This is a genomic window from Synechococcus sp. TAK9802, assembly GCF_014279535.1.
Classification (GTDB): Bacteria; Cyanobacteriota; Cyanobacteriia; order PCC-6307; family Cyanobiaceae; genus Parasynechococcus.
This window is the reverse complement of record NZ_CP047937.1, coordinates 872706-894889: the sequence shown is the minus strand read 5'-3', so window position 1 is coordinate 894889 and position 22184 is coordinate 872706. Positions and strand designations below refer to the sequence as shown.

At 49.3% G+C, this 22184-nt stretch carries 29 protein-coding genes; 20 read left to right on the top strand and 9 right to left on the bottom strand.

The genetic code is table 11. From position 1 onward, the window contains the following. Positions 1-40 precede the first annotated feature (40 nt). Positions 41-916 (top strand): GNAT family N-acetyltransferase, encoded by an 876-nt coding sequence (locus SynTAK9802_RS05075; RefSeq protein WP_186497608.1) that lies wholly within the window; start codon positions 41-43, stop codon positions 914-916. 11 nt (positions 917-927) lie between these two features. Here the strand turns inward: SynTAK9802_RS05075 and SynTAK9802_RS05070 are convergent, their stop codons facing one another. Further along, the gene (locus SynTAK9802_RS05070) at positions 928-1092 is read right to left on the bottom strand and encodes a hypothetical protein (RefSeq protein WP_011364523.1); all 165 of its coding nucleotides are present in this window, start codon (positions 1090-1092) and stop codon (positions 928-930) included. Between the two features lie 532 nt (positions 1093-1624). Further along, entirely contained in the window at positions 1625-2044 is a 420-nt protein-coding gene (locus SynTAK9802_RS05065; protein WP_186497607.1) for a hypothetical protein, read from the bottom strand. Between the two features lie 168 nt (positions 2045-2212). Between SynTAK9802_RS05065 and SynTAK9802_RS05060 the strand changes: the two genes are divergently transcribed. Together SynTAK9802_RS05060 and SynTAK9802_RS05055 are read left to right on the top strand one after the other, a co-directional pair. Continuing rightward, positions 2213-2419 (top strand): hypothetical protein, encoded by a 207-nt coding sequence (locus tag SynTAK9802_RS05060; protein WP_186497605.1) that lies wholly within the window; start codon positions 2213-2215, stop codon positions 2417-2419. A gap of 100 nt (positions 2420-2519) precedes the next feature. Then, positions 2520-2702 (top strand): hypothetical protein, encoded by a 183-nt coding sequence (locus SynTAK9802_RS05055; RefSeq protein WP_186497603.1) that lies wholly within the window; start codon positions 2520-2522, stop codon positions 2700-2702. A gap of 424 nt (positions 2703-3126) precedes the next feature. Here the strand turns inward: SynTAK9802_RS05055 and SynTAK9802_RS05050 are convergent, their stop codons facing one another. Then, positions 3127-3303 (bottom strand): hypothetical protein, encoded by a 177-nt coding sequence (locus tag SynTAK9802_RS05050; RefSeq protein ID WP_255487860.1) that lies wholly within the window; start codon positions 3301-3303, stop codon positions 3127-3129. An 8-nt stretch (positions 3304-3311) separates the two neighbouring features. After that, complete coding sequence (locus SynTAK9802_RS05045; protein WP_186497601.1) at positions 3312-3581, bottom strand: hypothetical protein; 270 nt, start codon at positions 3579-3581, stop codon at positions 3312-3314. Positions 3582-3731: 150 nt separating this feature from the next. Between SynTAK9802_RS05045 and SynTAK9802_RS12780 the strand changes: the two genes are divergently transcribed. The 7 genes from SynTAK9802_RS12780 (at position 3732) to SynTAK9802_RS05015 (ending at position 6869) form a co-directional block, all read left to right on the top strand. Then, positions 3732-4208, top strand: coding sequence for a hypothetical protein (locus SynTAK9802_RS12780; protein ID WP_370586382.1), 477 nt, complete (start codon positions 3732-3734; stop codon positions 4206-4208). Between the two features lie 48 nt (positions 4209-4256). Then, positions 4257-4505, top strand: a complete 249-nt coding sequence (locus SynTAK9802_RS12775) for a hypothetical protein (protein WP_370586390.1) — start codon at positions 4257-4259, stop codon at positions 4503-4505. A 5-nt stretch (positions 4506-4510) separates the two neighbouring features. Then, positions 4511-5326: a metallophosphoesterase gene (locus SynTAK9802_RS05035; RefSeq protein ID WP_186497599.1), complete on the top strand. Its 816-nt coding sequence runs from the start codon at positions 4511-4513 to the stop codon at positions 5324-5326. Beyond that, positions 5326-6036, top strand: a complete 711-nt coding sequence (locus tag SynTAK9802_RS05030) for a phosphoesterase (protein ID WP_186497597.1) — start codon at positions 5326-5328, stop codon at positions 6034-6036. The genes SynTAK9802_RS05035 and SynTAK9802_RS05030 overlap by 1 nt, the downstream gene beginning before the upstream one ends. 68 nt (positions 6037-6104) lie before the next feature. Continuing rightward, entirely contained in the window at positions 6105-6362 is a 258-nt protein-coding gene (locus SynTAK9802_RS05025; RefSeq protein ID WP_186497596.1) for a hypothetical protein, read from the top strand. 4 nt (positions 6363-6366) lie between these two features. Further along, entirely contained in the window at positions 6367-6588 is a 222-nt protein-coding gene (locus SynTAK9802_RS05020) for a DUF3721 domain-containing protein (RefSeq protein WP_186497595.1), read from the top strand. Continuing rightward, on the top strand, positions 6585-6869 hold the full coding sequence (locus SynTAK9802_RS05015; protein ID WP_186497594.1) for a hypothetical protein: 285 nt from the start codon (positions 6585-6587) through the stop codon (positions 6867-6869). The genes SynTAK9802_RS05020 and SynTAK9802_RS05015 overlap by 4 nt, the downstream gene beginning before the upstream one ends. 2 nt (positions 6870-6871) lie before the next feature. On the opposite strand, the gene SynTAK9802_RS05010 is transcribed toward SynTAK9802_RS05015, so the two are convergent. Further along, positions 6872-7054: a conjugal transfer protein TrbI gene (locus SynTAK9802_RS05010; protein WP_186497593.1), complete on the bottom strand. Its 183-nt coding sequence runs from the start codon at positions 7052-7054 to the stop codon at positions 6872-6874. Positions 7055-7693: 639 nt separating this feature from the next. On the opposite strand from SynTAK9802_RS05010, the gene SynTAK9802_RS05005 reads away from it, so the two are divergent. Continuing rightward, positions 7694-8269 carry a helix-turn-helix domain-containing protein gene (locus SynTAK9802_RS05005; RefSeq protein WP_186497592.1) on the top strand — a complete coding sequence of 192 codons (576 nt, stop codon included), beginning with the start codon at positions 7694-7696 and terminating at the stop codon, positions 8267-8269. A 388-nt stretch (positions 8270-8657) separates the two neighbouring features. Continuing rightward, positions 8658-10157, top strand: a complete 1500-nt coding sequence (locus SynTAK9802_RS05000) for an iron uptake porin (protein WP_186497591.1) — start codon at positions 8658-8660, stop codon at positions 10155-10157. A 103-nt stretch (positions 10158-10260) separates the two neighbouring features. On the opposite strand, the gene SynTAK9802_RS04995 is transcribed toward SynTAK9802_RS05000, so the two are convergent. Continuing rightward, positions 10261-10491: a hypothetical protein gene (locus SynTAK9802_RS04995; RefSeq protein WP_186497590.1), complete on the bottom strand. Its 231-nt coding sequence runs from the start codon at positions 10489-10491 to the stop codon at positions 10261-10263. A 79-nt stretch (positions 10492-10570) separates the two neighbouring features. Next, positions 10571-11239, bottom strand: coding sequence for a Fe2+-dependent dioxygenase (locus SynTAK9802_RS04990; protein WP_186498036.1), 669 nt, complete (start codon positions 11237-11239; stop codon positions 10571-10573). A gap of 115 nt (positions 11240-11354) precedes the next feature. Between SynTAK9802_RS04990 and SynTAK9802_RS04985 the strand changes: the two genes are divergently transcribed. The 5 genes from SynTAK9802_RS04985 to SynTAK9802_RS04965 all read left to right on the top strand — a co-directional run bounded on the left by SynTAK9802_RS04985 (position 11355) and on the right by SynTAK9802_RS04965 (position 15892). Next, positions 11355-12359, top strand: a complete 1005-nt coding sequence (locus SynTAK9802_RS04985) for an extracellular solute-binding protein (RefSeq protein ID WP_186497588.1) — start codon at positions 11355-11357, stop codon at positions 12357-12359. A 143-nt stretch (positions 12360-12502) separates the two neighbouring features. Beyond that, the gene (locus tag SynTAK9802_RS04980; protein WP_186497586.1) at positions 12503-13087 is read left to right on the top strand and encodes a ferritin; all 585 of its coding nucleotides are present in this window, start codon (positions 12503-12505) and stop codon (positions 13085-13087) included. Positions 13088-13543: 456 nt separating this feature from the next. After that, positions 13544-13837 (top strand): 2Fe-2S iron-sulfur cluster-binding protein, encoded by a 294-nt coding sequence (locus SynTAK9802_RS04975; RefSeq protein WP_186497584.1) that lies wholly within the window; start codon positions 13544-13546, stop codon positions 13835-13837. Between the two features lie 331 nt (positions 13838-14168). Next, positions 14169-14936, top strand: coding sequence for an alpha/beta fold hydrolase (locus tag SynTAK9802_RS04970; RefSeq protein ID WP_186497582.1), 768 nt, complete (start codon positions 14169-14171; stop codon positions 14934-14936). Further along, on the top strand, positions 14933-15892 hold the full coding sequence (locus tag SynTAK9802_RS04965) for an NAD(P)/FAD-dependent oxidoreductase (protein WP_370586381.1): 960 nt from the start codon (positions 14933-14935) through the stop codon (positions 15890-15892). The genes SynTAK9802_RS04970 and SynTAK9802_RS04965 overlap by 4 nt, the downstream gene beginning before the upstream one ends. Before the next feature lie 45 nt (positions 15893-15937). On the opposite strand, the gene fldA is transcribed toward SynTAK9802_RS04965, so the two are convergent. Continuing rightward, the gene (fldA, locus tag SynTAK9802_RS04960) at positions 15938-16447 is read right to left on the bottom strand and encodes a flavodoxin FldA (protein WP_025362216.1); all 510 of its coding nucleotides are present in this window, start codon (positions 16445-16447) and stop codon (positions 15938-15940) included. An 853-nt stretch (positions 16448-17300) separates the two neighbouring features. After that, positions 17301-17849, bottom strand: a complete 549-nt coding sequence (locus SynTAK9802_RS04955) for a Crp/Fnr family transcriptional regulator (RefSeq protein WP_186493388.1) — start codon at positions 17847-17849, stop codon at positions 17301-17303. Between the two features lie 984 nt (positions 17850-18833). Between SynTAK9802_RS04955 and SynTAK9802_RS04950 the strand changes: the two genes are divergently transcribed. The 3 genes from SynTAK9802_RS04950 (at position 18834) to SynTAK9802_RS04940 (ending at position 22164) form a co-directional block, all read left to right on the top strand. Then, a complete protein-coding gene (locus tag SynTAK9802_RS04950; protein ID WP_186497580.1) occupies positions 18834-19010 on the top strand; it encodes a hypothetical protein in 177 nt (58 codons plus the stop codon). Between the two features lie 859 nt (positions 19011-19869). Continuing rightward, positions 19870-20070, top strand: a complete 201-nt coding sequence (rpmG, locus tag SynTAK9802_RS04945) for a 50S ribosomal protein L33 (protein WP_186497578.1) — start codon at positions 19870-19872, stop codon at positions 20068-20070. A 1395-nt stretch (positions 20071-21465) separates the two neighbouring features. After that, the gene (locus SynTAK9802_RS04940; protein ID WP_186497576.1) at positions 21466-22164 is read left to right on the top strand and encodes a histidine phosphatase family protein; all 699 of its coding nucleotides are present in this window, start codon (positions 21466-21468) and stop codon (positions 22162-22164) included. Positions 22165-22184 lie beyond the last annotated feature (20 nt).

Sequence of the window (22184 nt, the reverse complement as noted above, 5' to 3'; positions counted from 1 at the left end):
GTAAGACGGAGTTCAGCAGGGTCGGGATGGGCCGAGCTCGATGCTGGAGATCAGACCCTTCACACCTGCCGACCTCGACGTGGTCACGGCCCTGGCCCGTGAGCAGGATTTCGCCCCAGGAATCGGCGACATCGAGATCTACGCCAACACCGATCGCCAGGGGATTTGGCTCGCTTGGCAAGACAACGCACCGGTGGGCTGCATCGCTGCAGTCACCTACAACCCCGACTACGCCTTCATCGGGCTGTTCGTGGTGAAGCCGGAGCATCGGGGCAAAGGAATCGGGCATCAGCTCTGGCAACACGCCTTAAAAACCCTGAGCAGCGTGCAGTGCATCGGCCTGGAGGCCGCGGTGCAGATGGTGGGCTTCTACGAACGCGCTGGATTTCAGAAGGACTGCATCACCACCCGCCGGCAGATGCTGTTCCGGAGCGAGGCATCACTGCACGCAAGCCCCAGCCAGCGCAGCGACGTTGCCGTCGTGCCCTTGAGCGAGGTGTCGCTGGAGGCGATTCAGCGCTACGACGAACGCCATGAGATCAGCCCAAGGCCCCACTTCCTTGAGCTATGGCTCCGCCACAGAGCCGGAGATGTGTTCGCGGCGAGGGATGCCGAGGGCGAATGCCATGGCTACGTGCGCATTCGGCCTTGCCTGCTGCCGATCGGCGAGGGCTGGCGGGTGGGCCCCTGGCTCGCCGAAGACCCCGGCATGGCCTCGCTGTTGCTGAACAACGCCCTGGACCACCACAACGGTGTCGTCCTGATCGACACCCCCGGCCACAACCCGAGCGCCAAAACCATCCTCAGCGCCAGGGGCTTCAAACCGATGACGTCAACGGTGCGGATGTACAAGGGCGTGATCCCCAGGGGGCACGACCGCAACATTTACGGCCTGGCCTGCCTCGAGCTGGGGTGATCGCTGAACAATCACTCCACCAGGAATTCGCTGCGCAAAGCCCGCGCATCCTGAATCCGCTGCCCCACCGCGAGCTGGCGGAGGCGGGTGTTCAGCCAGGCGCGCAGTCGGGTGGATGACACCGACTTGTTAAGCAGACCGTCCGAAGGCTCAGGCGTGCCGAAGGGAATGGTCATCAACCACACGCGGTGGTTCAGGCTAATCAGATCGCAGCCACGCCAGCCCCACTTTCAGCCGGTTCTGGCCTGAAAGGCAATGCGTGTTCGTGCTGATTGCCAGGGCCTGGCCAAGCCCCAAGACTGTGTGCATCGAGATCGGAGGCGTCCATGCGAGATGACGGTCCAACCGAGCAGACTTCAGAAGCAAGCTGACTTTCAAGCCCCTGCTCCAACAGTTTTCACACCTCTTGTTGGGTGCGCCCTTCGACAGGCCTTGTGCGAAAGGCCAGGCCGATCGGCACTCCATCTGCACCGTGCCAGGTGCCCTAAGGAGCTCCCATCACCCGACCCCTTGGAACATGGCCCCAGGCGCCATAAGCCAGACGCTTCGACCTTCCTTCAGCCACATCTGATGGATTGCGTCATGCACAAACGAGCGAGTTAGGCCGCCTGTTCAACGGAACGGGACGGCCACACCAACCCTGAACACCATCGTTCAGACACAGACCCCCGGCCCCTCCGTCACAGGGATCGGGGGTCTGCTGCTGGTTCAGGCCTTGCGCTTTTGATCGGCCTGCCGCAGTTGCTCCCGCAGGATGATCGGATCATCACAGTGGGATCTGCGATAGAGCGCTTTGATCTTGCGTGACTCCTCATCGAGCAACTCCAGCTCAACCGCGTCTGCCATTCCCACGGTGAAATCTTCGATCTGGCGGTCTTCAAACTGATTCTCAAGAGCCATCAACTCCTTCAACGAATCACTCATATACAGACAACTCGACGCCATCAATTTGAGGTTTTCCCGGATCTTGATATCGGCCTGCTCACGAACATCCCGCGCCTTTTCCAGCGTGGCAATCAGATCACCACTGGCCCCCTCCTCAATCGTTGCCGCAGAGACCGTTGAGGTTGTTGCACAACCGAGCACCAGCACCAGCAACAATGCCAGAACGGATTGCAGAACCCTCATCGGAACCCCAGAAGACAGGTCACGTTAAGGGGAGTCATCAGACGACGTCCCCTCAGATGAGGGAGACATCGTTTTGAATCACCACTCCACACCCCCTCAAGTGGGTGATGTGTGGCCCTCAGGTTTTGCCGATGCTGATGGAACACGAGGCGAGGAGCACCGAAAACCATGACCAACACAACAGCCAAAGCTCAATTGCTCGATCTGCTGATCGAACCGCTGAAGGGATGCAAAGGGCTTTATGCCCACCGACAGAACCTGATGCAACGGGTGATGCGCATGCCCGATCTGGAAGTGCGCGATCACCTCGATCGGCTCAGGCCAGCCATTTCCCAGGCACCTGAACCATCAAGAACCAAAGGGCTCAATTCTTAAGGAATGCTGAGAGACACAAAGAAAGCCAAACCAGTATCGGTTGTCGCAGCCCGGTCCAATCATGGATCCGTAGGACGGCTGCAGTTTCAAACGTGATCCCATGACCGAAACCCTGCGCCTGCCCTACTCCGTTCAAGGCAATGGAACCGTGGAATCGATCGGCAATCACCTGTATCGGGTCTGCGGACCCGCCGGATGCACCATTGTGATGGGGCTCAGCAACGCCCTCTACCTCAGCCGCAACGTGCCAGAGGTGGAACACAACCACCACTCACATCGATAACAAAAAAAATCGCTCCAGCCATGGAGCGATTCATCAAGCCGGAGCAATCCCCATCACCCGGCTCACAGCACCAGATCTTGATGCGTTGGGTCGACAATACTCATCCAGCCCCAGATCTAGGGGGAGCACGATTACTTATGTAGAGCTCCTTGATCACACATCAACGCTGCATGTGGTGCCCTTGCTCGTTATATTGAGAGACCCCATCACCCGGCCCGCCTCTTCAGCGGGCTTTTTTGTGGCAAAACCCCAGATGCAGCGCCAGGGGCAACACTTTGCATTGGTGGTCACAAAAAAGGGAGGGTTCCCTAATCCCTCCCCTGTTCGACGCAGTTTCCCCCTGTTCTGAGCTGGGGGTTACCTGTTCATTCTGTATCCCGGCGAACTAAAGGGCATCGGTGATTGCACCTAGCGAACGGTCGCATCAGCGATCAAGCAGCGCAGCATCGATCTTGGCGTCGGGATTGAGCTTGATCAGCATCCACAGCAACATCGCCGAGCAATCGCGATCACTCACGCCGTAGTCATATTTCCAATCAGCCACCATCCCCTTGAGCTCATGCTGAGCCTGGGTGATGAACTCATCGTTCCATTCCTGCACCAATCGATTCAATCCTCTTCCAGATCCTCTTCTGTGACGTAGAAGGGCTCATCAGAACCGGGCTGATCGTTCTCCAGCACGAGCACTTTGAGCGAATCATCGCTCTCAAACACAAAGAGGCCGTCCTCATCGGGATGCACACCCTTCATCTCAGGGTGCTGATTGACGAGACGTTTGAGGCGGCGATTCTCCTTCCAGAACTTGGTCCCCTTTTCAACCAGATAAACCGTCAGAGCCAAGTTCACCAGCACAAGGGCGAGGAACTCCAAGGCCTGCATAGATCAAAACCGGGTTGCGATGACCCTAGCGAGACAAGCAGGGAGCGCCATAGCAAGCGATACCAAGCGTCCAAAGGCACAGGGAGAACGGGACAGAGCAGCGACGGCGGCTCATAATGAGAATGATTCTCGGGTTTCGGGGAGGTTGCGATGGGGCAGGTGTGCCTGATTTCAGGCCCTCCGGGGTGCAGGAAAACAACCTGGGCGCTGCAAAGGCTCCAGCAGCATCAAGGCCCCTGCGCCTACCTGCAGCTGGGGGGAGAGAAGGCAGCGGGGCTTGAACAGGGGGAAGACAGCGGAATCGACCTGACCTGGCTCAAGGACCAGGTGCCCAGGCTTGAGAAACCGGCAACAGCCAACGCAACGGATCTGAAGCAGGACAACGATGGGCTGACCCTGATCGAAGTGCAGCAGTTCCATCCCCCCAGCAAGGAAGGAGTTGAAGGGCTCGGAGACGACGTTCGCTCCAAGCTGGAGGCCTTACAGCTGCACCCCGACCAACTCCTGCACTTCGGGCGAGACCCTGAATTGCCTGCAAAGGACACCCTGGAGTTCAGCAAGCTCGAGGCCTGGCACACCTCTCTTTCAGGTTGTGTCTGGGATCCCAACAGCCTGAGCAGCTTTTAGTTTGAACTCGTGAACGGTGCCTACGGCGATGTGTAGCGCGCCAAAGGCCTGATGAATCTTCCTGACGGGCGGGCATTGTTCCGCAATTGGATGGTGAGCCAGGAGTCATCCCAGTTCCTTCCCCTGGACGCCACAGCACCACCTCAGAGTCGCCCCAGTCGAATCTCAGAGCTCGTTGTTCAGGGCAAGGCACTCAACCCCGAAGGCATTCAATCCACCATCAACGACTGTCTGCTCGCGGATGACGTGCTCGCCATGCAGCAACAACAGCTTCAACAACCCACATCACAAGGCTGATTGACATGAACCACGCCGTCATCTCCTGTTTGCACGCGAACCTTGCCGCCGTGGAAGCCGTGCTCGACGACATCGGCTCCCAGGGCATCCAAACCATCACCTGCCTTGGCGACCTTGTGGGCTACGGACCCCAGCCCAATGAAGTGGTGGAACTGGTGCGTCAGCGCGAGATTCCCACCTGCCAGGGCTGCTGGGATGAGGACATCATTGATGGTCTGAATGCCTGTGAATGCAGCTATCCCTCCCAGCTGGCGGAACGACGAGGCCATCGCGCCCATCACTGGACAGCCGATCTGCTGACGGAGGAGAACAAGGCCTTTCTGGCTGAACTTCCAATGACACTTCGGCGCGACAAGTTGTTGTTTGTGCATGGCAGTCCGAACAGTCAGCACGAATATCTGTTGCCCGGCATGAATGCCTTTGCGGCCCTTGTACGGGTGGAAACAGCAGGGGCGGAAACCGTGTTCTGCGGCCACACCCATCAGCCCTATGTGCGCGAACTACGCCAGGGATCCATTCGAGTGAAGGTGCAACAACGCGATCAAGGCGCACCAACAGAACAGGAGATTGAACTGCCGATGCGGCGGATCGTTAACGCTGGTTCTGTGGGGGAACCGCGTCATGGCAGCACCAAGGCCACCTATGTGATCCATAACGACAACACCGGAGAGGTGATGATTCGGGAGGTCGACTACGACGTCGCCAAAACCTGTCGAGCGATCGTTGATGCGGGCTTACCGGAGGTGTTTGCCTGGAGGCTCAGCCACGGCTTCGAATATGCCGAGCGGGCTGAAGACGCCAGCCACGTGTGTGAGCGCTGATGGAACGCTGGGCCCTGGCGAGTGATCTCCAAGGAGACCTGGATCTGTACGAACAGATTCAGAGGGAGTTGAAGCAACAACGGGGTGTTGCCAATCTCTTCGTTCTCGGTGATCTGATCGGATCACAACGCAAGTGCAATGCACTGCTAGATCGTTCGCGGCAGCCGAAGCGCGCTGATCTTAAGCCCGACTGCATCTATGGCTGGTGGGAAGAACAGCTTCTGGCGGAATGTGGTTACCGCGGCGAACGCAAGGCTGAAGGGCTCAGAGCCGAGCAGGGCGAGGCGGCGGTCGGAGAACTTCTCGCTGCGGTGGACGCCGACCATCTCAACTGGCTGGCATCGCTGCAGTTCGGCTTCATCGAACTCGACTGCGCTTTGATTCATGGCAGCTCCGCTGACGTCGGCGACCGGCTAACGGAAGACACTTCAGCCCTGGTGCTGCTGGATCGGCTGACGCGGCTGGATGTGAACCGGCTGTTTACGGCGCGCTGTCAGCGTCAGTTCCGACTGGAGCTTTCCGGTGGATCCATCCAATCCCACGTCAAAGACGATGCCGGTGAACAGCAGAGCGAACAGGCTGTGCCCAAACGAAGCGTGATCGGCATTGGCGGAGGAAGGCATTACACCCTCTACGACCCCGCCACAGATCACATCGAATTTCGAATTGCGAGAGAACCTTCCAACGCTTCGGGACGGGGCTTTGGCTAACTGCAAAATTGCTCGAGCCCAATCCAGCCGTAAGGCGTCCATACGCTGGAACCAAACGCAAATGACGCATGGTCGACCACAGCCAACAACAGCTCACGGCTCGCGAGATGGTGCGGGCCCACGCCTACCCCGTACGGGCGGTCGACAGCAGTCTCAGCCTGCTCAGCATCACGGTTCTGCTGATCCCACAAGCAGTCAAAACCCATCGCTACAACCGCTGCATCGACGCACAGATCGCCCAGCGGGCCAGCATCAATCCCAAGGGAGGCACAACTGCCGGCAAGATGAATTGCCTCAAAGCCGTCGAACACTGCGAAGGGTTCTGAGCCAATGCGCGCCATCCAACCGTTATCGGCTCTTAGCTTCGGCGTATTGGCCCTGCTGGTGAACCAATTGCCAGGAATGGCCCACGGGAAGGGGCTCTATGGCACCGAAGCCGAAGCCCAGCAGCGGGCAACTGAAATCGGTTGCAACAGCGTTCACGAGAACAATGGACGCTGGATGCCTTGCACTGATGAACGGGAACTCCACCAACAATTGCGCGAGCAATGAAAGGCTCAAGAACAACCAGCCGAAAGGCGCGACGCATCCATCGTTGGCTGGTGCCGATCGCCGCAGCACCACTGCTGATCACTGCTGGAACCGGCTCCCTCTACAGCCTGCTGCTGGAACAGAACATTGATGCCTTCTGGCTGCTCAAGCTGCACACAGGAAAGTTCGGCTGGCTCAACCTTCAACCCGTGTACCCAATCCTGCTGGGGGGTCTCACCATCGTTGTGACCGTGTCTGGGCTGACGATGCTGCTCAGACCAGCCGGCAAGACAGGGGGTTGAAATCATCCGACAGCCTCACTCCACAAAGTGAAGCCACAGGAGCCACTGGCATGGCAGGGCTCGTGTTTGGGTTGACCGGTGGCACAGGCCTCTGAACAGAAACTCAGGCCATCGTGAACAAAAGCCTGGGACGCTTGCACTTCGCAGGTGCAACACGGACAGCCACAGGGAGTAGCGAGAGCCATCGCTACCAGACAACTCACTGCTGAACGGGCGGAACAAATTATGCTGGGAGCAATAAGAGTCTCGTCGCATGCAGACGCTCAGCAGCAAAGAGCTGCTCGAAAAGCAGGAGCATGCAAAAAATTAAAAAGGAAGAAGCCAATAATCACGCCAATACAAACCATATGACACAAGCAGAAGCAGTTAAATACCCAGAAATTCAAGATAAAATAGAAGAATAAAAAGGAATACCCCTTAAAGAGCATGAACAACAATTATCAGCCTAGAAACAAGACGCTTGAAGAAATCAACGCATGGTGCTTTCAACGCGCTTCCCACCTTTCAATCGCTGGCCACGACAAAGCTGCACAAGCCCTGACAGAAGAGCACATGGAGTCACTTCGGAACGTTAACCCCGAAGATTTACTTTGGGTTGCAAACTAACAGAAACAGCACCTTTATCGCGCCGACGGATTGTGTCGTACCTCACCTCAAGGAAAGCAAATATAACAAGAAGAGACAAAACCAAGAAACCACATCGTGCTATAAGAGACATTAAATACGCACTAAATCTTGATGTACTCGTTCATAGATAGCAAAAAGATTTCATCAGGGAAATTAAGCACAAGATGGTGTAGCAAAAAATACATTTGAGTACATCAATGAATACTGAGAACCAACATCGAAAAAAGGGAGGGAGATCCATATCCTTAAATTCGCACGAAACAATCCGCCTAGAAAGGCCCCAAGCTGGAGAAATTGCAGAAATAACAGTAAAGAGTGGGGTTATAAGGATAGCGGGCGAGCAATCAAACAACGCAAAAGACATAACTTTGGCTTTTGCATGCAGAGCAGATGCTTTCAAATTCCATTATCCAGAAGACCTAGAAATCACAGTAGAAGCCATAACAGACACAACTTACATAGTTGAATCAATAGAAAAAAAGGGATCCGACACAAGCGATGCAATTATGGAATGGATCATTCAACTACACATAGTGAGGCACGAGACAAATATAGAAAACAGACTTATGAAATTTTTTAGATTACTGATAACAAAACTAGGCAAAAGAACATCAGAAGGGCTACTGCTCGAGAACACACTGCCTCACGCACGTATTGCCGAAATCATTGGATCTACGAGATCAACCGTATCACGGACGATTAGCACTCTGAGGAAGTCCCAACAAATTTATATTGATGAACTAAAAGGGCAGATTCTATTACCTGTGGATTAACTAACGCCCACAACGACACGTTCCGCCCTTCCACTTGGAGCACTTCGATTTCTTGCAACCCTTTTTCTTATTTACTGCAAGTCGGTTTTCGGAAGACTCGGCCAAGACCTTAGAAAATGTTTCCTTCAACAATACCGTCACTAACGGAGATGGATCTAGACGTGGGGAGTGACAAAAAGCACAAAATTGCGAGTCATCTGATCCGAGTCAAGGCATACCCAAGGCCTAAGAGCGCCTGTTTTCATTGAGAAAGAAGGCAATAACCGTATCAAATGAAATGAAGGGTGTATAGAAAGCTACTTTTAATTGAAGTAAACGAGTAGCAGACGACACAGCGAGGCGCCAACATAAGTGTGCCCGTTGTGGGCAATCTTGTGTGAGGAATTCAATGAAGCTTTTCCAGCAACTGCTGGTGGCCCCTGCCGCCCTTGGCCTGCTGGCCACTGGCGCCAATGCCGCCGAGCTGAACATCAACGGCGTTTCTGATTACGCGGCTTCCGCTGATCAGGTCACCAGCGTCACCCAATTCTCTGACGTCTATCCCACCGACTGGGCTTATCAGGCTCTGGCTGGTCTGGTTGAGACCTACGGCTGCGTTGCCGGCTACCCCAACGGCACCTTCCGTGGCAACCGTGCCATGACCCGCTACGAAGCGGCTGCCCTGCTGAACGCTTGCCTCGACCGCGTCACCGAAGTGACCGACGAGCTGCGTCGCCTGATGGCTGAGTTCGAAACCGAGCTGGCCATCCTCAAGGGTCGCGTTGACGGCCTCGAAGCCAGGGTTGGCGAACTGGAAGCCAGCCAGTTCTCCACCACCACCAAGTTGAAGGGTGTCGCAAACTTCTTCCTTGGTGCCGTCGATATGGACAAGGACAACCAAGAGACCGGTATGGGCGAGTCTCTATTCATGAACTACCGGTATCGGTTGAACCTCAACACGTCATTTACCGGTAAAGATCTTCTTTATGCACGCCTTCAGGCAGCAGATGGAAGCGGTGAGCACTGGGAGACAGGTGACACCCACCTCAACTCTTCCGGGTCGAATGGTTCTTCACTGAGTATTGACAAGCTCTGGTACACCTTCCCTGCTGGTGACTTCAAGATCACGGTTGGACCGAAGATCGAGAACTATTACATGGTGGAGACACCAACCAGATACAACCCAGTACTGAAGGCCTTTAAGTTAGGCGGTTATGGCGCTGTTATGGGTGCAAGTACTGGTGCTGGCGCTGGTATTCAGTGGCGTCAAAATGTCCGACCAGGAGAGGCAGCATGGAATGCTGCAGTCAACTACACCTCTAATACAGGTGCAGATTCAGCTGTAGGTCATGGCATTGCAGGTAACGATGCAGGTGGTTCATTGCTGACTCAAGTCGGCTATGGAACACGCAAATGGTGGTTGGGTGCTTCCTACGCACGTAAGAACCAATACCGCAGCTCATCGGGAAGCCAAACCTGGATTGCTGGACAATCAACCCTCGGTACCAAGGGTGCACCACTGGATGCATTTGGTCTTCGTGGCTTCTGGACTCCTGATGAGTCGGGAATCATTCCCTCAATCAGCACTGGTGTTGATTTCGGATACTCTGACGGTGAAACCGACGGCGACACCACTGAAACCTTCGGCTACATGGTTGGCCTAAGCTGGAACGACGTGTTCGTTGACGGGAACAAAGCTGGCCTTGCCTTTGGCTCAATAGGCAGCTACATCACTGATACAAAAGGCTCCGCTGACGTTGACCGTGACAACAGCGCGCTGGAACTTTGGTACGACTATCAAGTCACTGACAACATCAGCGTCAAACCTGCTGTTTTCTGGACCAACAACTACGATAACGACAGTGACGACAAGTTCGGCGCCGTTGTAATCACAACTTTCAAGTTCTGATCAAAAGGCTTGTTGAAATACAAAACGCCCCACAACGGGGCGTTTTTTTTTATGCAAAAAAAAGGGGCAATTAATGCCCCGACAAAGCTGTATTGTAAAAAAATTACCAACAGTTCTCACCTTCCCCAATAGGCACACAGATGTCCTCTTGCTCAGCTTTTTTCTTAAGAGCGGCAGCATCAGCATCTAAAACACTTTCTTCGTCAACGCCTTGATCTGTATTCCACTCCTTAAGACCACCTGCGTCTTGAGCTCGCAATGGTGGAACACTTGCAGAGGCGACAAGAAGTGAGGTTGCGGCGACGAAGACAGAAATGGCCGAGGGCTTTGACATGGAAAGAAGCTCAACTGAACAAATTCTAGAGAAGAGAAGGCCAGAAAATAAATGGTTTAACCCTATCAAAAGTTACATATCAGCTCGACAAGCGGCGGATAGCATTCGTGTAGCTTTGAAAAATCAAATCAAGTTCATCAGATCGACCATGACGAGCCAGCAAACCACGAGCACCGGCATCAATATTAAATAACATTGAGCGGTCGTCAGGCGACTTGACATAGCTCTCGATCCAGCCGACACATACATAACGGACACCGCTAAGAACTGGTGTCACACAATGAAGCGTGGAAGACGGATAGAGAACAATTTGACCAGGTGGCAATCGAAATTGCTTCGTCTCTTCACCACCAGTTTGGATCATTAAGGATCCACCCTCGTAGGTGCCTTCGTCACTAAGAAAGCAGGTGAAAGATAAATCTCGACGACCATGCCGGGAAAAAGGATTATCAACATGCCATCCATAACAATCTCCGACACTGCACCTAGAAACCAACAAACTGTGGACCCTGCGTACAAGAGAAAAACTTTTAATTAATGGGTCACTAGTAAGTGCTGAAGAAATGCAGTTAGTAATCGCAATTGTGAGCTCGGCATTAGGGTCAAGCTGGTAGTTATTCTTCACTAATGCAGCCTGATCCCCTGCGGTCAATCGGCCATCTCGCCAATGCAAGTTAGGAGCACTAAGGCGGTGCTGAAAGTCACGAACCTCAGGAAGAGGCAAAAGAGAATGCGTCAGGAAGTCCATCGCCAAGGGAATCTCAGGAATAAAAAGCGTTTCACAAATGCTACGAAATCAACCGTCAAAAACAGCTGACAAGTTGAATCACTGGTCTAGCATAGGTGAAATGATGTCTTAAAGCATGCGTAGGTTCTTAGCAGCGCTGTCTCTGGTAGCACCCTTTGCAGGGCTCCCTTCAGTCGAAGCGAAGGAAGTAAGGGTGTACTCAGGACGGCATTACAACACTGATCGTGCTGCCTACAAACAATTCAGTCAAGAAACCGGCATCAAAGTAAGGCTAATCGAGGCCACAGGGATATCACTGGTTGAGCGGCTTAAACGAGAGGGAGAAAATTCAAACGCCGATGTCATTCTGTTGGTGGATGCAGCAAGGATTAACAACGCTGCAGAAGCAGGTCTTCTGCAGCCGGTATCCTCGAGTGAACTCCAGTCGAATGTGCCTTCACGCTATCGCGATCCATCAAATCGATGGTTTGGTTTCACGAGGCGCGTAAGAGCCGTAATTGTAAATCCCAATGTCGTTGATCCAAAGACGATTAAGACCTATTCCGATCTTGCAAATCCAGCACTCAAAGGGAAACTCTGTTTGCGTAAAAGAAAAAACGTCTACAACCAATCACTGGTAGCAGATCAAATCATATTGAAGGGTAAAAAAGCTGCTTCTGATTGGGTTAAAGGAATGGTCAAGAATGTAAGCCAGCCTTACTTTGGTGGTGATGTATCACTGATTCGTGCAGTCGGACAAGGTAAATGCGGGGTTGGACTTGTTAATCATTACTATCTTGCACGAATGCAGGCAGGGGCAAGTGGTAAAAACGATCAGAAAGTAACATCAAACATTAAGTTGATCATGCCAAATCCAGCCCATGTGAACATCAGTGCCGCAGGAGTTGCTAAGTCCGCAAAAAACAAAGCAGAAGCAATTCAATTTGTTGAGTTTATTTCGTCACCAAAAGGTAGCAGACTGATTGCAGGGCCAACTTTTGAATATCCGCTAAAAAACCTTGGCACATCAAAGGAACTGAAGTCCTTTGGAAAATTTAGCCCAGATAATGTTTCTATTAGCGCATTAGGCGCAACGCAGAAAACCGCAATCAAAGTGATGGCAGATTCTGGCTGGCGTTGATCTGAAGTGCTCAACAATTGACCAAAAATACATTGATTTCAGTTGCTTTTGATAATGACTCTCATTTAACTTGGTGCAAATAACACACCATTCGAGCAATTCGACTTGCCTATGCGTATCATTTGGACATTGACAAGTAAAAAATGCTGAGCACAACCAATTCGATCACCGCGTCATCTATCGCCTGCGGCCCATCAGGTCGTGCAATTGCAGAAGCAATTGACTCTGATCTTCTAAGCGCGATCCAAGCCCACCTCAACATGGAAAGGCAGGCCCATGCCTCCTATTTCGCTGCAGCAATCTGGTTTGCTGAGCGGGAGTTAAGGGGATTTTCACGATTCTTCCGAGACGAATCCAACAGCGAGCATGAGCATGCTGCCAAATTCGCGGAATACATCATTGCTCGAGGTCAAAGCGTTGCGCTTCAAGTGGTTGATGCTCCCTTGCAGAACTGGGCATCCCCTGCAGATGTGATGGCAACCGCATTTAAAATGGAGGTTGACGTCACAGCTTCGTTGCAACAGCTGTATTCAATGGCAGAGAGAGTAAGCGATACGCGTACCACGGTGTTTCTCGACCCGATGGTGGAAATGCAAACTCAGTCAGAACACGAATTTGCGCACCTTCTTGGACGGGTGAAGTTTGCAGATAATCAAGCAGCGGCTTTATTGCTCATCGACAACGAGCTAGATCAAGGAAATAACAAACCTGCATCTCTTCAGGGTTAATTCACTCCCGACCAGAAAGTTGATTAACACACATCAACTTTCTGGTGTCACATATTTAGCCCTTGTGGATCGATTACGAAACATTTTATATCCCGCATTAACGATTTAGGCGATACTTCCAGGTATTCAGAAATAAGCCGATGGGACCAGCCTTGGCGTCTTAATGCCATTGCAATCTTCAGTCGTTTTTTACGCCAACCATTAGGAGAACCTAAATAGCGCGAAACTCTTGGTGTTAAGCCTGAATTCATGACATAAGACCTTTAGTTGAGAGATAATATAAAGTAAAGCACTCGAATCAATTAAACAACAATTGAATGTTGCCTGCCAACAGCATATAAGCAAGACTGGTGAATAGCTAACATCAATCTAGAACGTAGCCGATGATACTCAAGCGAGATACATATATGAGCAGAAGAGACTAATTGAAGTTATTGTAGGATTTTTATGGGAGTGATGACCTCATTCAAGGTCGAATTAAGGATGCCTGATGGAGTCAAACGCTTCGAATGCCCTGATGATGAATACGTTCTAGAAGCAGCAGAGCAGGCTGGGATTGATATGAGTTATTCATGCAGAGCTGGAGCATGCAGCACATGTGTAGGGAAGATCATCGAAGGAACAGTTGATCAGTCTGATCAAAGTTTTCTTGATGATGAACAAATGGAAGACGGCTATTCACTTCTATGCGTAGCTTATGCAACATCAGATTTGATCGTAAAGACTGATTGCGAAGAAGAGCTTTGGTGACAATAGATAGAACGATAGGATCATCGCAAAATGAAAGTACTTAGGGAAAGCGAGATTAGTTTGGTTGATCAGTATCTAAATGCGTCCTGTTTCAACAAAATAAGCGACAGAGCCTATCAGAACATGCTAAATTACGAATCAAAAGCCGATCCAATCGAAAAGAAATTGATTAAAAGGATCAAAGAACAAGTAAGGCACGGAAAGGTTGTGCTTTCATCTGAATCAAAGGTGAAAGCTTGATCAGCCTGGATGTGATAAAGAATACAGCCAGTCGTCTTCTCTGAGAGAAAACATAATCAAAAGCATCAGAAGATAAGAAAAATACAATCAGATGAGCACCAGTCAGATACTTTGGATTGATCTCCAGCCATCACTGTATTGCCTTTTCAAGCGGACAGCGCAAAACTTGGGTCATCATTTTGAAGTCAAAAGATGGTCATTCGAACATGATCTTGATGAATCATGTGATGTTGAAGTCGTTCACAGCCTAATGAGGCACACGATAGAAAACTCTTCAAATCCAGTTCATCTTGTAGGACACGGTATAAGCGGTACAGTTGCATATTTATTTGCTCAAAAATATCCCAACAACATATCGTCAGTTTCCGTGCTATCAGTAGATACTCACTCGACAAATCAATGGACTAGTCATTATCAGAGTATGCGGAGCCAATTACCCTGCTCAAGATTTCATATTTTAAGCCATCTAAGCCGACTATTGGTCGACAGACAAACTGAAAAAGTTATCAATATTATGGCGCGACTATTGGCAACATGTTTGGATAATGATTTAGTGTATGGATCTATTGTCAATAGCGAACCAATCACGAATCTAGACAAAGCTGAGGTTCCAATACTGGTGATTAATGGTGAAAAAGACTTTGTTGTTGATGAGCAGAGTGATATCAGATGGAGACACTGCCTAAAACCTGGAGACTGCTACCAAAAAATTTCTAACGGACGCCATTTCTTCCCATTTACAGAGTGGAGTCAAACTGCAAAAATAATCGAGTCATTTGTCACGATGGTTCCTGAGCGACATCAGAACCAAGTCCCTAATAGCTGCAAGAATCTGAGTATTAGTAAAACCAACTCATGAATCAAATGAATACCTTCGACGTCATCATCATTGGTGGAGGACCAGCGGGTTGTTCTTGTGCATTGTATACAGCAAGGTCAAATCTATCGACAATTATCCTGGATAAAAATCCAGCTGTTGGTGCACTTGCTATCACTCACAAAATTGCAAACTATCCGGGTGTGGAGGGAGACACATCAGGTGAGGAATTGTTAAAAACAATGAGAGTTCAAGCAATTAACTATGGAGCGGAATACAAGCAGGCTCAGGTTTATGGAATCGGCATGACTGATGAAGAGAAGACTGTATATACACCAGAGGGAACATTTGTAGGCAAAACATTGGTTCTTGCAACAGGTGCAATGGGTAGAGCATCAACACTTCCCGGTGAGAACGAATTTCTTGGTAAAGGGGTCAGTTATTGTGCAACTTGTGACGGAGCTTTTTATAAAAACCAAGAAGTAGCTGTCTATGGATCAAATCATGAAGCCATTGATGAGGCACTTGTACTCACAAAATTTGCATCAACAGTACATTGGATTACCAATAATAAACCAAACGCAAATTCTCCAGGAGCAAAGATCCTTCTCAATTCTAAAAATGTGAAGCACTGGAAGCGCACTAGGCTCACCTCCATACAAGGAGATGACCAGGGAGTAAATGCTGTCAGAGTTCAATCATCTGGAGGTCGTGAAGAGCAGATAATCCAAGTTCAAGGTGCGTTCGTCTACTCCACAGGTTCACTGCCTATCACCGATTATCTACAAGAACAGGTACCGGTCAACCCAAATGGTGGGGTTAGAGTAAACAGCGACATGATGACAAATATCGAAGGAGTGTGGGCAATCGGCGATATCCGTAACACACCCTTTAAACAAGCTGTTGTTGCTTGCTCTGATGGATGCATTGCAGCGATGGCAATTGACAAGTATTTGAATAAACGGAAGGACGTCCGGGTGGATTGGGTGCATCGATAAAAAAAGCGCCCTCTCGGGCGCCTACAGTTAATTAATAAATTACGTTCAAGCCTCAGCGTTTATTTGCTGAACCCAGGCCTGCAAACGTTGATCTGTCAATTCCGACTCATTGTCTTCATCGATTGCAAGTCCACAGAACTTACCATCAATAATGCTCTTTGAGTCATCATAGGTATACCCTTCTGTGGAAACCTTACCAATCAACTTGGCACCAGATTGAAGAAATGCCGTATACAGTTCCTCCATGGCATCACAGAAAAAATCCGAATAACCGGAGGAGTCACCAAGACCTACGATTGCGACTGATTTACCGGCAAAATCCTTGTCAGGAATTTCCTGAACCAGATCATCCCAGGCTGTTCCTGACCGTGCTTCATCAGCGCCTGTATTCCAGGTTGGAACACAACAAATTAACGATTCAGCTGCAACCAACTCATCAATTGAGTCGATGTTGTCAACATCCTTCGCTTCTGTTCCAGGAAGAAGCTCCTTGAGTCGATCAGCCACATCCTCAGTTTTACCAGTAGATGTGGCAAAGAAAATAGTGAAAGTCATGCAAAAGAAATCACCAATTAAGAATCGCAAATCATCGCTCTCCCGAATTAACGCTTGTTTCAACTGCAGGTGAAATCAGTTACATCCAGACACCTCATCCACCTCGTTCTGCCAGACAAATTCTTATCTAAGACTGTCTAAGACGATTCAAAGACTCACGATACTCTGATAACGCTTGATCAAATCCTGTCTCACGGATACGCTTGAGCCAACGGTGACGAACCAAGTCATCCTGTTCAATGTGGTCAATGAATTCTTCGAGTATGGCTGATCCAACAAGCATGTCAAACGCTAAAGACCAATGCCAAACTTTAATTAATTATTTGAACGGCGGTCAGTCAAATGATTCTTTTGATTCGATCTTAAGCAATACTCGATAAGAGCAAATAAGGGAAAATAGGGACCTCTTGACAAATCCATCAAGAGAATTTCATTCAATTTATATTAAAAAGTTAATAAAATAACGAAGGCAAGGAATAGCTACAGGAGCAGAACTTTAAAAATAAAATAAAGCATAAATAATTAAATGGGCAAACGTTAAGCTAGCAAAAGATCGTAAAATCAGTTCAAGAAAGGTGATATGACAGCTGTGCTACTGACAGGCAGCGAGACAGCAATTCCTCTAACAAGCATTTCTGCGTAGATTGAGAATCAAGAGATTGACTAATCACAGTCAGAGAGTCTTTTATAGCCAAACATCTGACACGGTAAAAAGATATTTCCGCCAAGAGACGTTCTTTAAGCTGAGGATGCTGACAATGCTGTATTGAACGACTCGCACATTCAAGTCGCCGACGCATCCATTCAGCCTCTCTGCAGAAATCTCCAAGAACACCAAAGGAATTCACGATCTTCAAAATTGGAGTGGTGAAGAATTGATGAGGTCAGGGGCAATGCGCATGGTGACATCACCAGTCGACATGGCGATCATGTCAGCTTGACGCCATTTCGATAGAAGGCGGGTTGTGGTCACGCGGGTAGCACCGATCAACTCACCAAAACGATCATGAGTTAAACGGAAAGGAAGCTGATAAGCATCACTGCAACGAAGACCAAGGCGGTTAACCAGAAGCGCCAACAGAGCATGAAGCCGCTGTTCCGCCTGGCCCAGATGACGGACTCTCAGGAGCTGCAACGTCCACTCATTGACTGCGTCGATTCCGAATTCGTCCGCGGAGACTGAATCACGACGAAACTTCAAGGCCGTAAGTGCCTCCACACAAGCCCCGTCGCTGCACATGCGATCGGTACGAAGCCTGTCACCTGACTGCAAAAACGCCAAAGTCATTCCCTCGGTTTCCTCACAAGGGCAATACACCCGGCAAACCCCCTCCAACACCTCAAGAACGGTGGCCTGATCGCGACCGGCAGGATCCAGCAGAACGGTCTGAAGCCTGGGCATCGACAAAGGTGCCGCAGGATCATCCGGCAAGAACCGGTAGGAAGAGGTCGTCACGAACTAATGCGATTGAGAATTACTCGCAAGAGTACAGACTCCTTGTCGATATTGCAAGTCATTCTCAATAAGGCCCTCAAATTGAGATTCTTTCTCAATACGCTGCAAGCAAGCTCCCTCCGTACTCAGAAGAAGTGAGCGGAGCAGCTGAGCATCGCCCTGAATTCGAAGCATCGGTTTGATGTGGTTATGGCCCAGTACACCACGCTCACTGAGTACCCGATAGATCGCTTACAACGCTGAGGCGTTCTTATTGAACGTGTGCGCTGTAATTCCTTGTCAAAAAACAAGGAACACAGCTTTTATATTGATCAGAGTCCTACCCGCCTGCGGCGATGGGAGAAAGCTCACCGTTTGGACGGTACAGATAAAAGAAAGTCAAGAAACAGCTGATGCTCCTGGGGTCCATGAAGGAGAGCGACCACTTGGGGCCCGAGAGTCATCAGGTGCATGAACAGCACATCGGACAATCCCATCAACAAAAAAGCAATACCCATCACTGGATTGCCCTCAGGAAAGAGGTGTGGGTGGGCTCACCCACCGCCAACTTGCCACCTCTAAGAGGGTGGCCACCCTTTCCACATGAGCACAGAGCTCTGCCAATCACCAGTGAGATCCATTTCACATAGGTTCAAGTCCTCCATCCAATGGTTCCTCCATTGACCATGGGGCTCATGTTCAGGGGTCTGAATGCTCTTCACAAGCGGCGAGTTCGTTCAACGATTTGTCTTGCGACAACATTCGGGTGACTCATTTAGCCATTGCCACCAACTCATCTGTATCGCGTCTCATTCCTGACAGGGGTGATTGTGTCTAAGGAGTCCCCAAACCTCCATCCCATGGTTTTTGTAGGGACCATTGGGCGCTGTCCAAAAGAGCTGACTCCCTTTCTTGGCGGACGGGGAGTCAGTTCAGCGTTTGACGGGTGACTTGACCTCGCAAAACAAAAACACTGAGATGCTTGAAGTAGTTGCTGCGATTGTTGTCACAGCAGGTCTGGTTGCCGGAAACCTTCTGCTGTTTTCGCCATTACGGATAGACAAAAGCATTAAAGCTCCAGCCCAGGAAGATCAACCAGTTAACACAACTCGTCCAGTGTTTTGGTGAACAACTGCGCACATTTACGCGGCTCATAAGATCCCAGCTATCTGTTCTTAAGAACAAGCAGTAGCCATGGTCGGTGAGATTGTCACATTGGAGGACCTCCACCATCCAATGGAGTGATGACCATTGGGCGCTGAGTGTCAACTGGATCCTTTGCTCAACCGGGGGAGTCAGAAAAACGTGAACCGCGACTAGTCAGCGAGCAAACGGCTGATTTTTCATTTAAGAGAAAGGAGTCAATTCAGCATTTGGCTCCCAACCACATTTCAAAGGCTCATTTGATTCACCATTCAGCATCATCTAGAGCAGCAACATCCATATACCCATTCACAGTGATCATGGATGTTCCGTCGCAGGAAACCTCCAACCAATGGTGGGGGCAATCACCATTGGGCGCTGATAACACCACTGACTCCCTACTGACGATGCGGGGAGTCAGATCAGCGTAATTTCATTCCAAAAATGCCAAAGCTAATTCGACGAGCTTACTGAGACACCTGGCGTGCAAATGAAATGAATTGAAGCTAGTCAAAGAAATGCACGCGTGACATCTGCTTGAAGGGTTGTATTCAGGCCCATTTCAAGCTGGTCACACCACTGACTCCTCACCAATGAGTAGACAGCGGGAGAGACCAAAGGCACAGAGGAGGAGAAAACCAGTTATCGATTCATTTGACAGATGAGATTAGATAGTTTGTACTCGCACTCTAAGAAAAACCAGCCAATATGCATATGAAGGTTCTCGCGAGGCACCTTCATCCGATGGCTGATCCGGGTCATCGCGCTGGGGTTACAACTGGCTCCTCTACTCAACCAGGCGAGTCAGTCCAGTTGTTTACTCTCAGAAATACACTGAATTATTATGGCCAAAAGCAAAGGCGTCCGCATCATTGTTACACTCGAATGCACCGAATGCAGAACAGCAACTGCTTCTGAAAAACGCAGTCCTGGAGTCTCTCGCTATACAACAACTAAAAACCGAAGAAACAATCCTGAAAGGCTCGAACTGATGAAATTCTGCCCACAACTCAACAGGATGACTCTTCATCGCGAAATAAAATAGAAGAAAAATATAGTACTTGCAAAACAGCACACACCAATAATCTCGTCTCAAATAAACTTTGGTTATCATTTTTTCAAAGCATGGTCGATTGCCTACCTTGAACAATTCATATATGGGAAAAAACCAACAGCGAGAACCTCTACATACCAACGCATGAAACACATTACTGTGTCATTACTGATCAACACCAATTAATCAATATAAACATCGATCAGTAGAATTTAGGACACAGCCTGACTCAGCAGCAGCTAATTTACGGAAAGCAGCGATCTATTCTTGACTAACATTGAAGCCTTCGCACACATCATTGACCTCGCTAACAGAACAACTGACACGGCCACTTATGAGTATTTAATGCGAGAAGCGCAGGAAATCATGCTCGACAAAAAAACGGAAGATATAGATTATTGTGATTTTAGACAATTGGTAGAAGAGCGGCTCGCGAATCAGACACTCAAAACAAAAGAGCAAGGCTGCAAATAGTGCAGAATGGCTAACACCAATTATCATAATTTTAGCAGCAAACGAACAAGGATATAATATTAGAATCACACTGATTGATAGGCTAAAAAATAATGCTAAGAAAATACTTGCATCAGGAAATCATGGTGGCGTAATACTTACAGATCGATCTCTTCCGTATAACTACAAACTTCAGACCTTTTATAAATAGCATCACTTACACGAGAGTGCATCATTTCAAACGTGGTACTACGACATGTGAGCGACATGGTCCTATTCATAACGCGAAAATTTAGTTGGACAGTTAACTTCAGGCGGAGCTGTTCGAACAATGATTCTGATCATGTCAGTCTCATTGGTCGCCATCTGGCTTTTCTTCCCTTCAGGTTGAAGAGCAAAGGTGGAGTTTTAACCAAACCAGAACAATTGATTGGTCTTATCTTTACCCATCAATAACTGGCGTTGATGTTTTCTACTCCTCACCATCAACACAATGTCAAAAAAAACAGACCGGTTGTCAAAACTTGACGTATCGGTATTAGAAGCACAGATGCGCTGCGGGTCGGAATGGCCGATAGGCCTTGTTGATGCAATTGCAGAAGCCCATCGAACCACAATTGAAAATGTCATTGAGCGTCAACATGCTTTGAGTTCAGAGGACACACAAGAACATAAACTAAACATTTATTTTTGAGATAACTTTAGACTTCCTATGTCCCTATAAAATTGAAAAGTTACGGAAGCAAAATCACATCTACACCAACAACGAACAGGTCGGTTCTGCTTCTATACAAAGCTTTGGCGAAAAACGAATGGGCATGAGCAAACTTAAAGAAAAAGTGACAGCCAAAGCAGCGCCTTCAACTCCCAAACAAAGAACAACCAAACCCTGGCTTTACTGAAAGCAAAGTAAGCACTTCAACCACCAATCTCATGACTAAAATTTTTATTCCATTGTTCACTGCATTGCTTTTGAGTGCATGCGGACTCAATAGTGAATCTGGTGTCTCCTCTAATGAGGGTGAGGCTAAAACCACAGCAGATCAAAATACCAACACACCAAGTATTGGTCTGAGTTCAGAACCGAGTATTGGGAAATCAGTATTGCTGGCTTCACTCAAGGATGGAGGATATGTCATTTATTTTCGTCATGCAACAACGGTGAAGGATTACGCAGACCAAGCTGATCCTCTGATGAGCCTTAATGATTGCAGTTCACAGCGAAAGCTGAGCACTCAGGGCATCAAAGAATCTTACGAGATTGGCATGGCATTTGCTGCAAAGGAGATCCCAGTCGGTGAAATTATTGTTAGTGAGTATTGCCGGTCCTGGAAAACAGCAAACCTTGCATTTGGAGAATGGACCCAAAAAGATTCCCGTTTAAACTTTTTACCTTATGAGGATTACACCAAAAGTCATGTTGAACTGATGAAAAAGAATGTCATGCCTTTATTAACGCATCAACCTCTAGCAGGAACCAACAAAGTCATTATCGGACATGATGATCCTTTTGAAGCCGTGACAGGAATCTATCCTGAACCGCAAGGAGTCGCATACATCCTTCAGCCCGATGGGGGAAAAAGCTTCAAGATCATCGATAGAGTGTTGCCGTCTGAGTGGGCAACACTCTGAGCAAGACGACTCTGATCCTT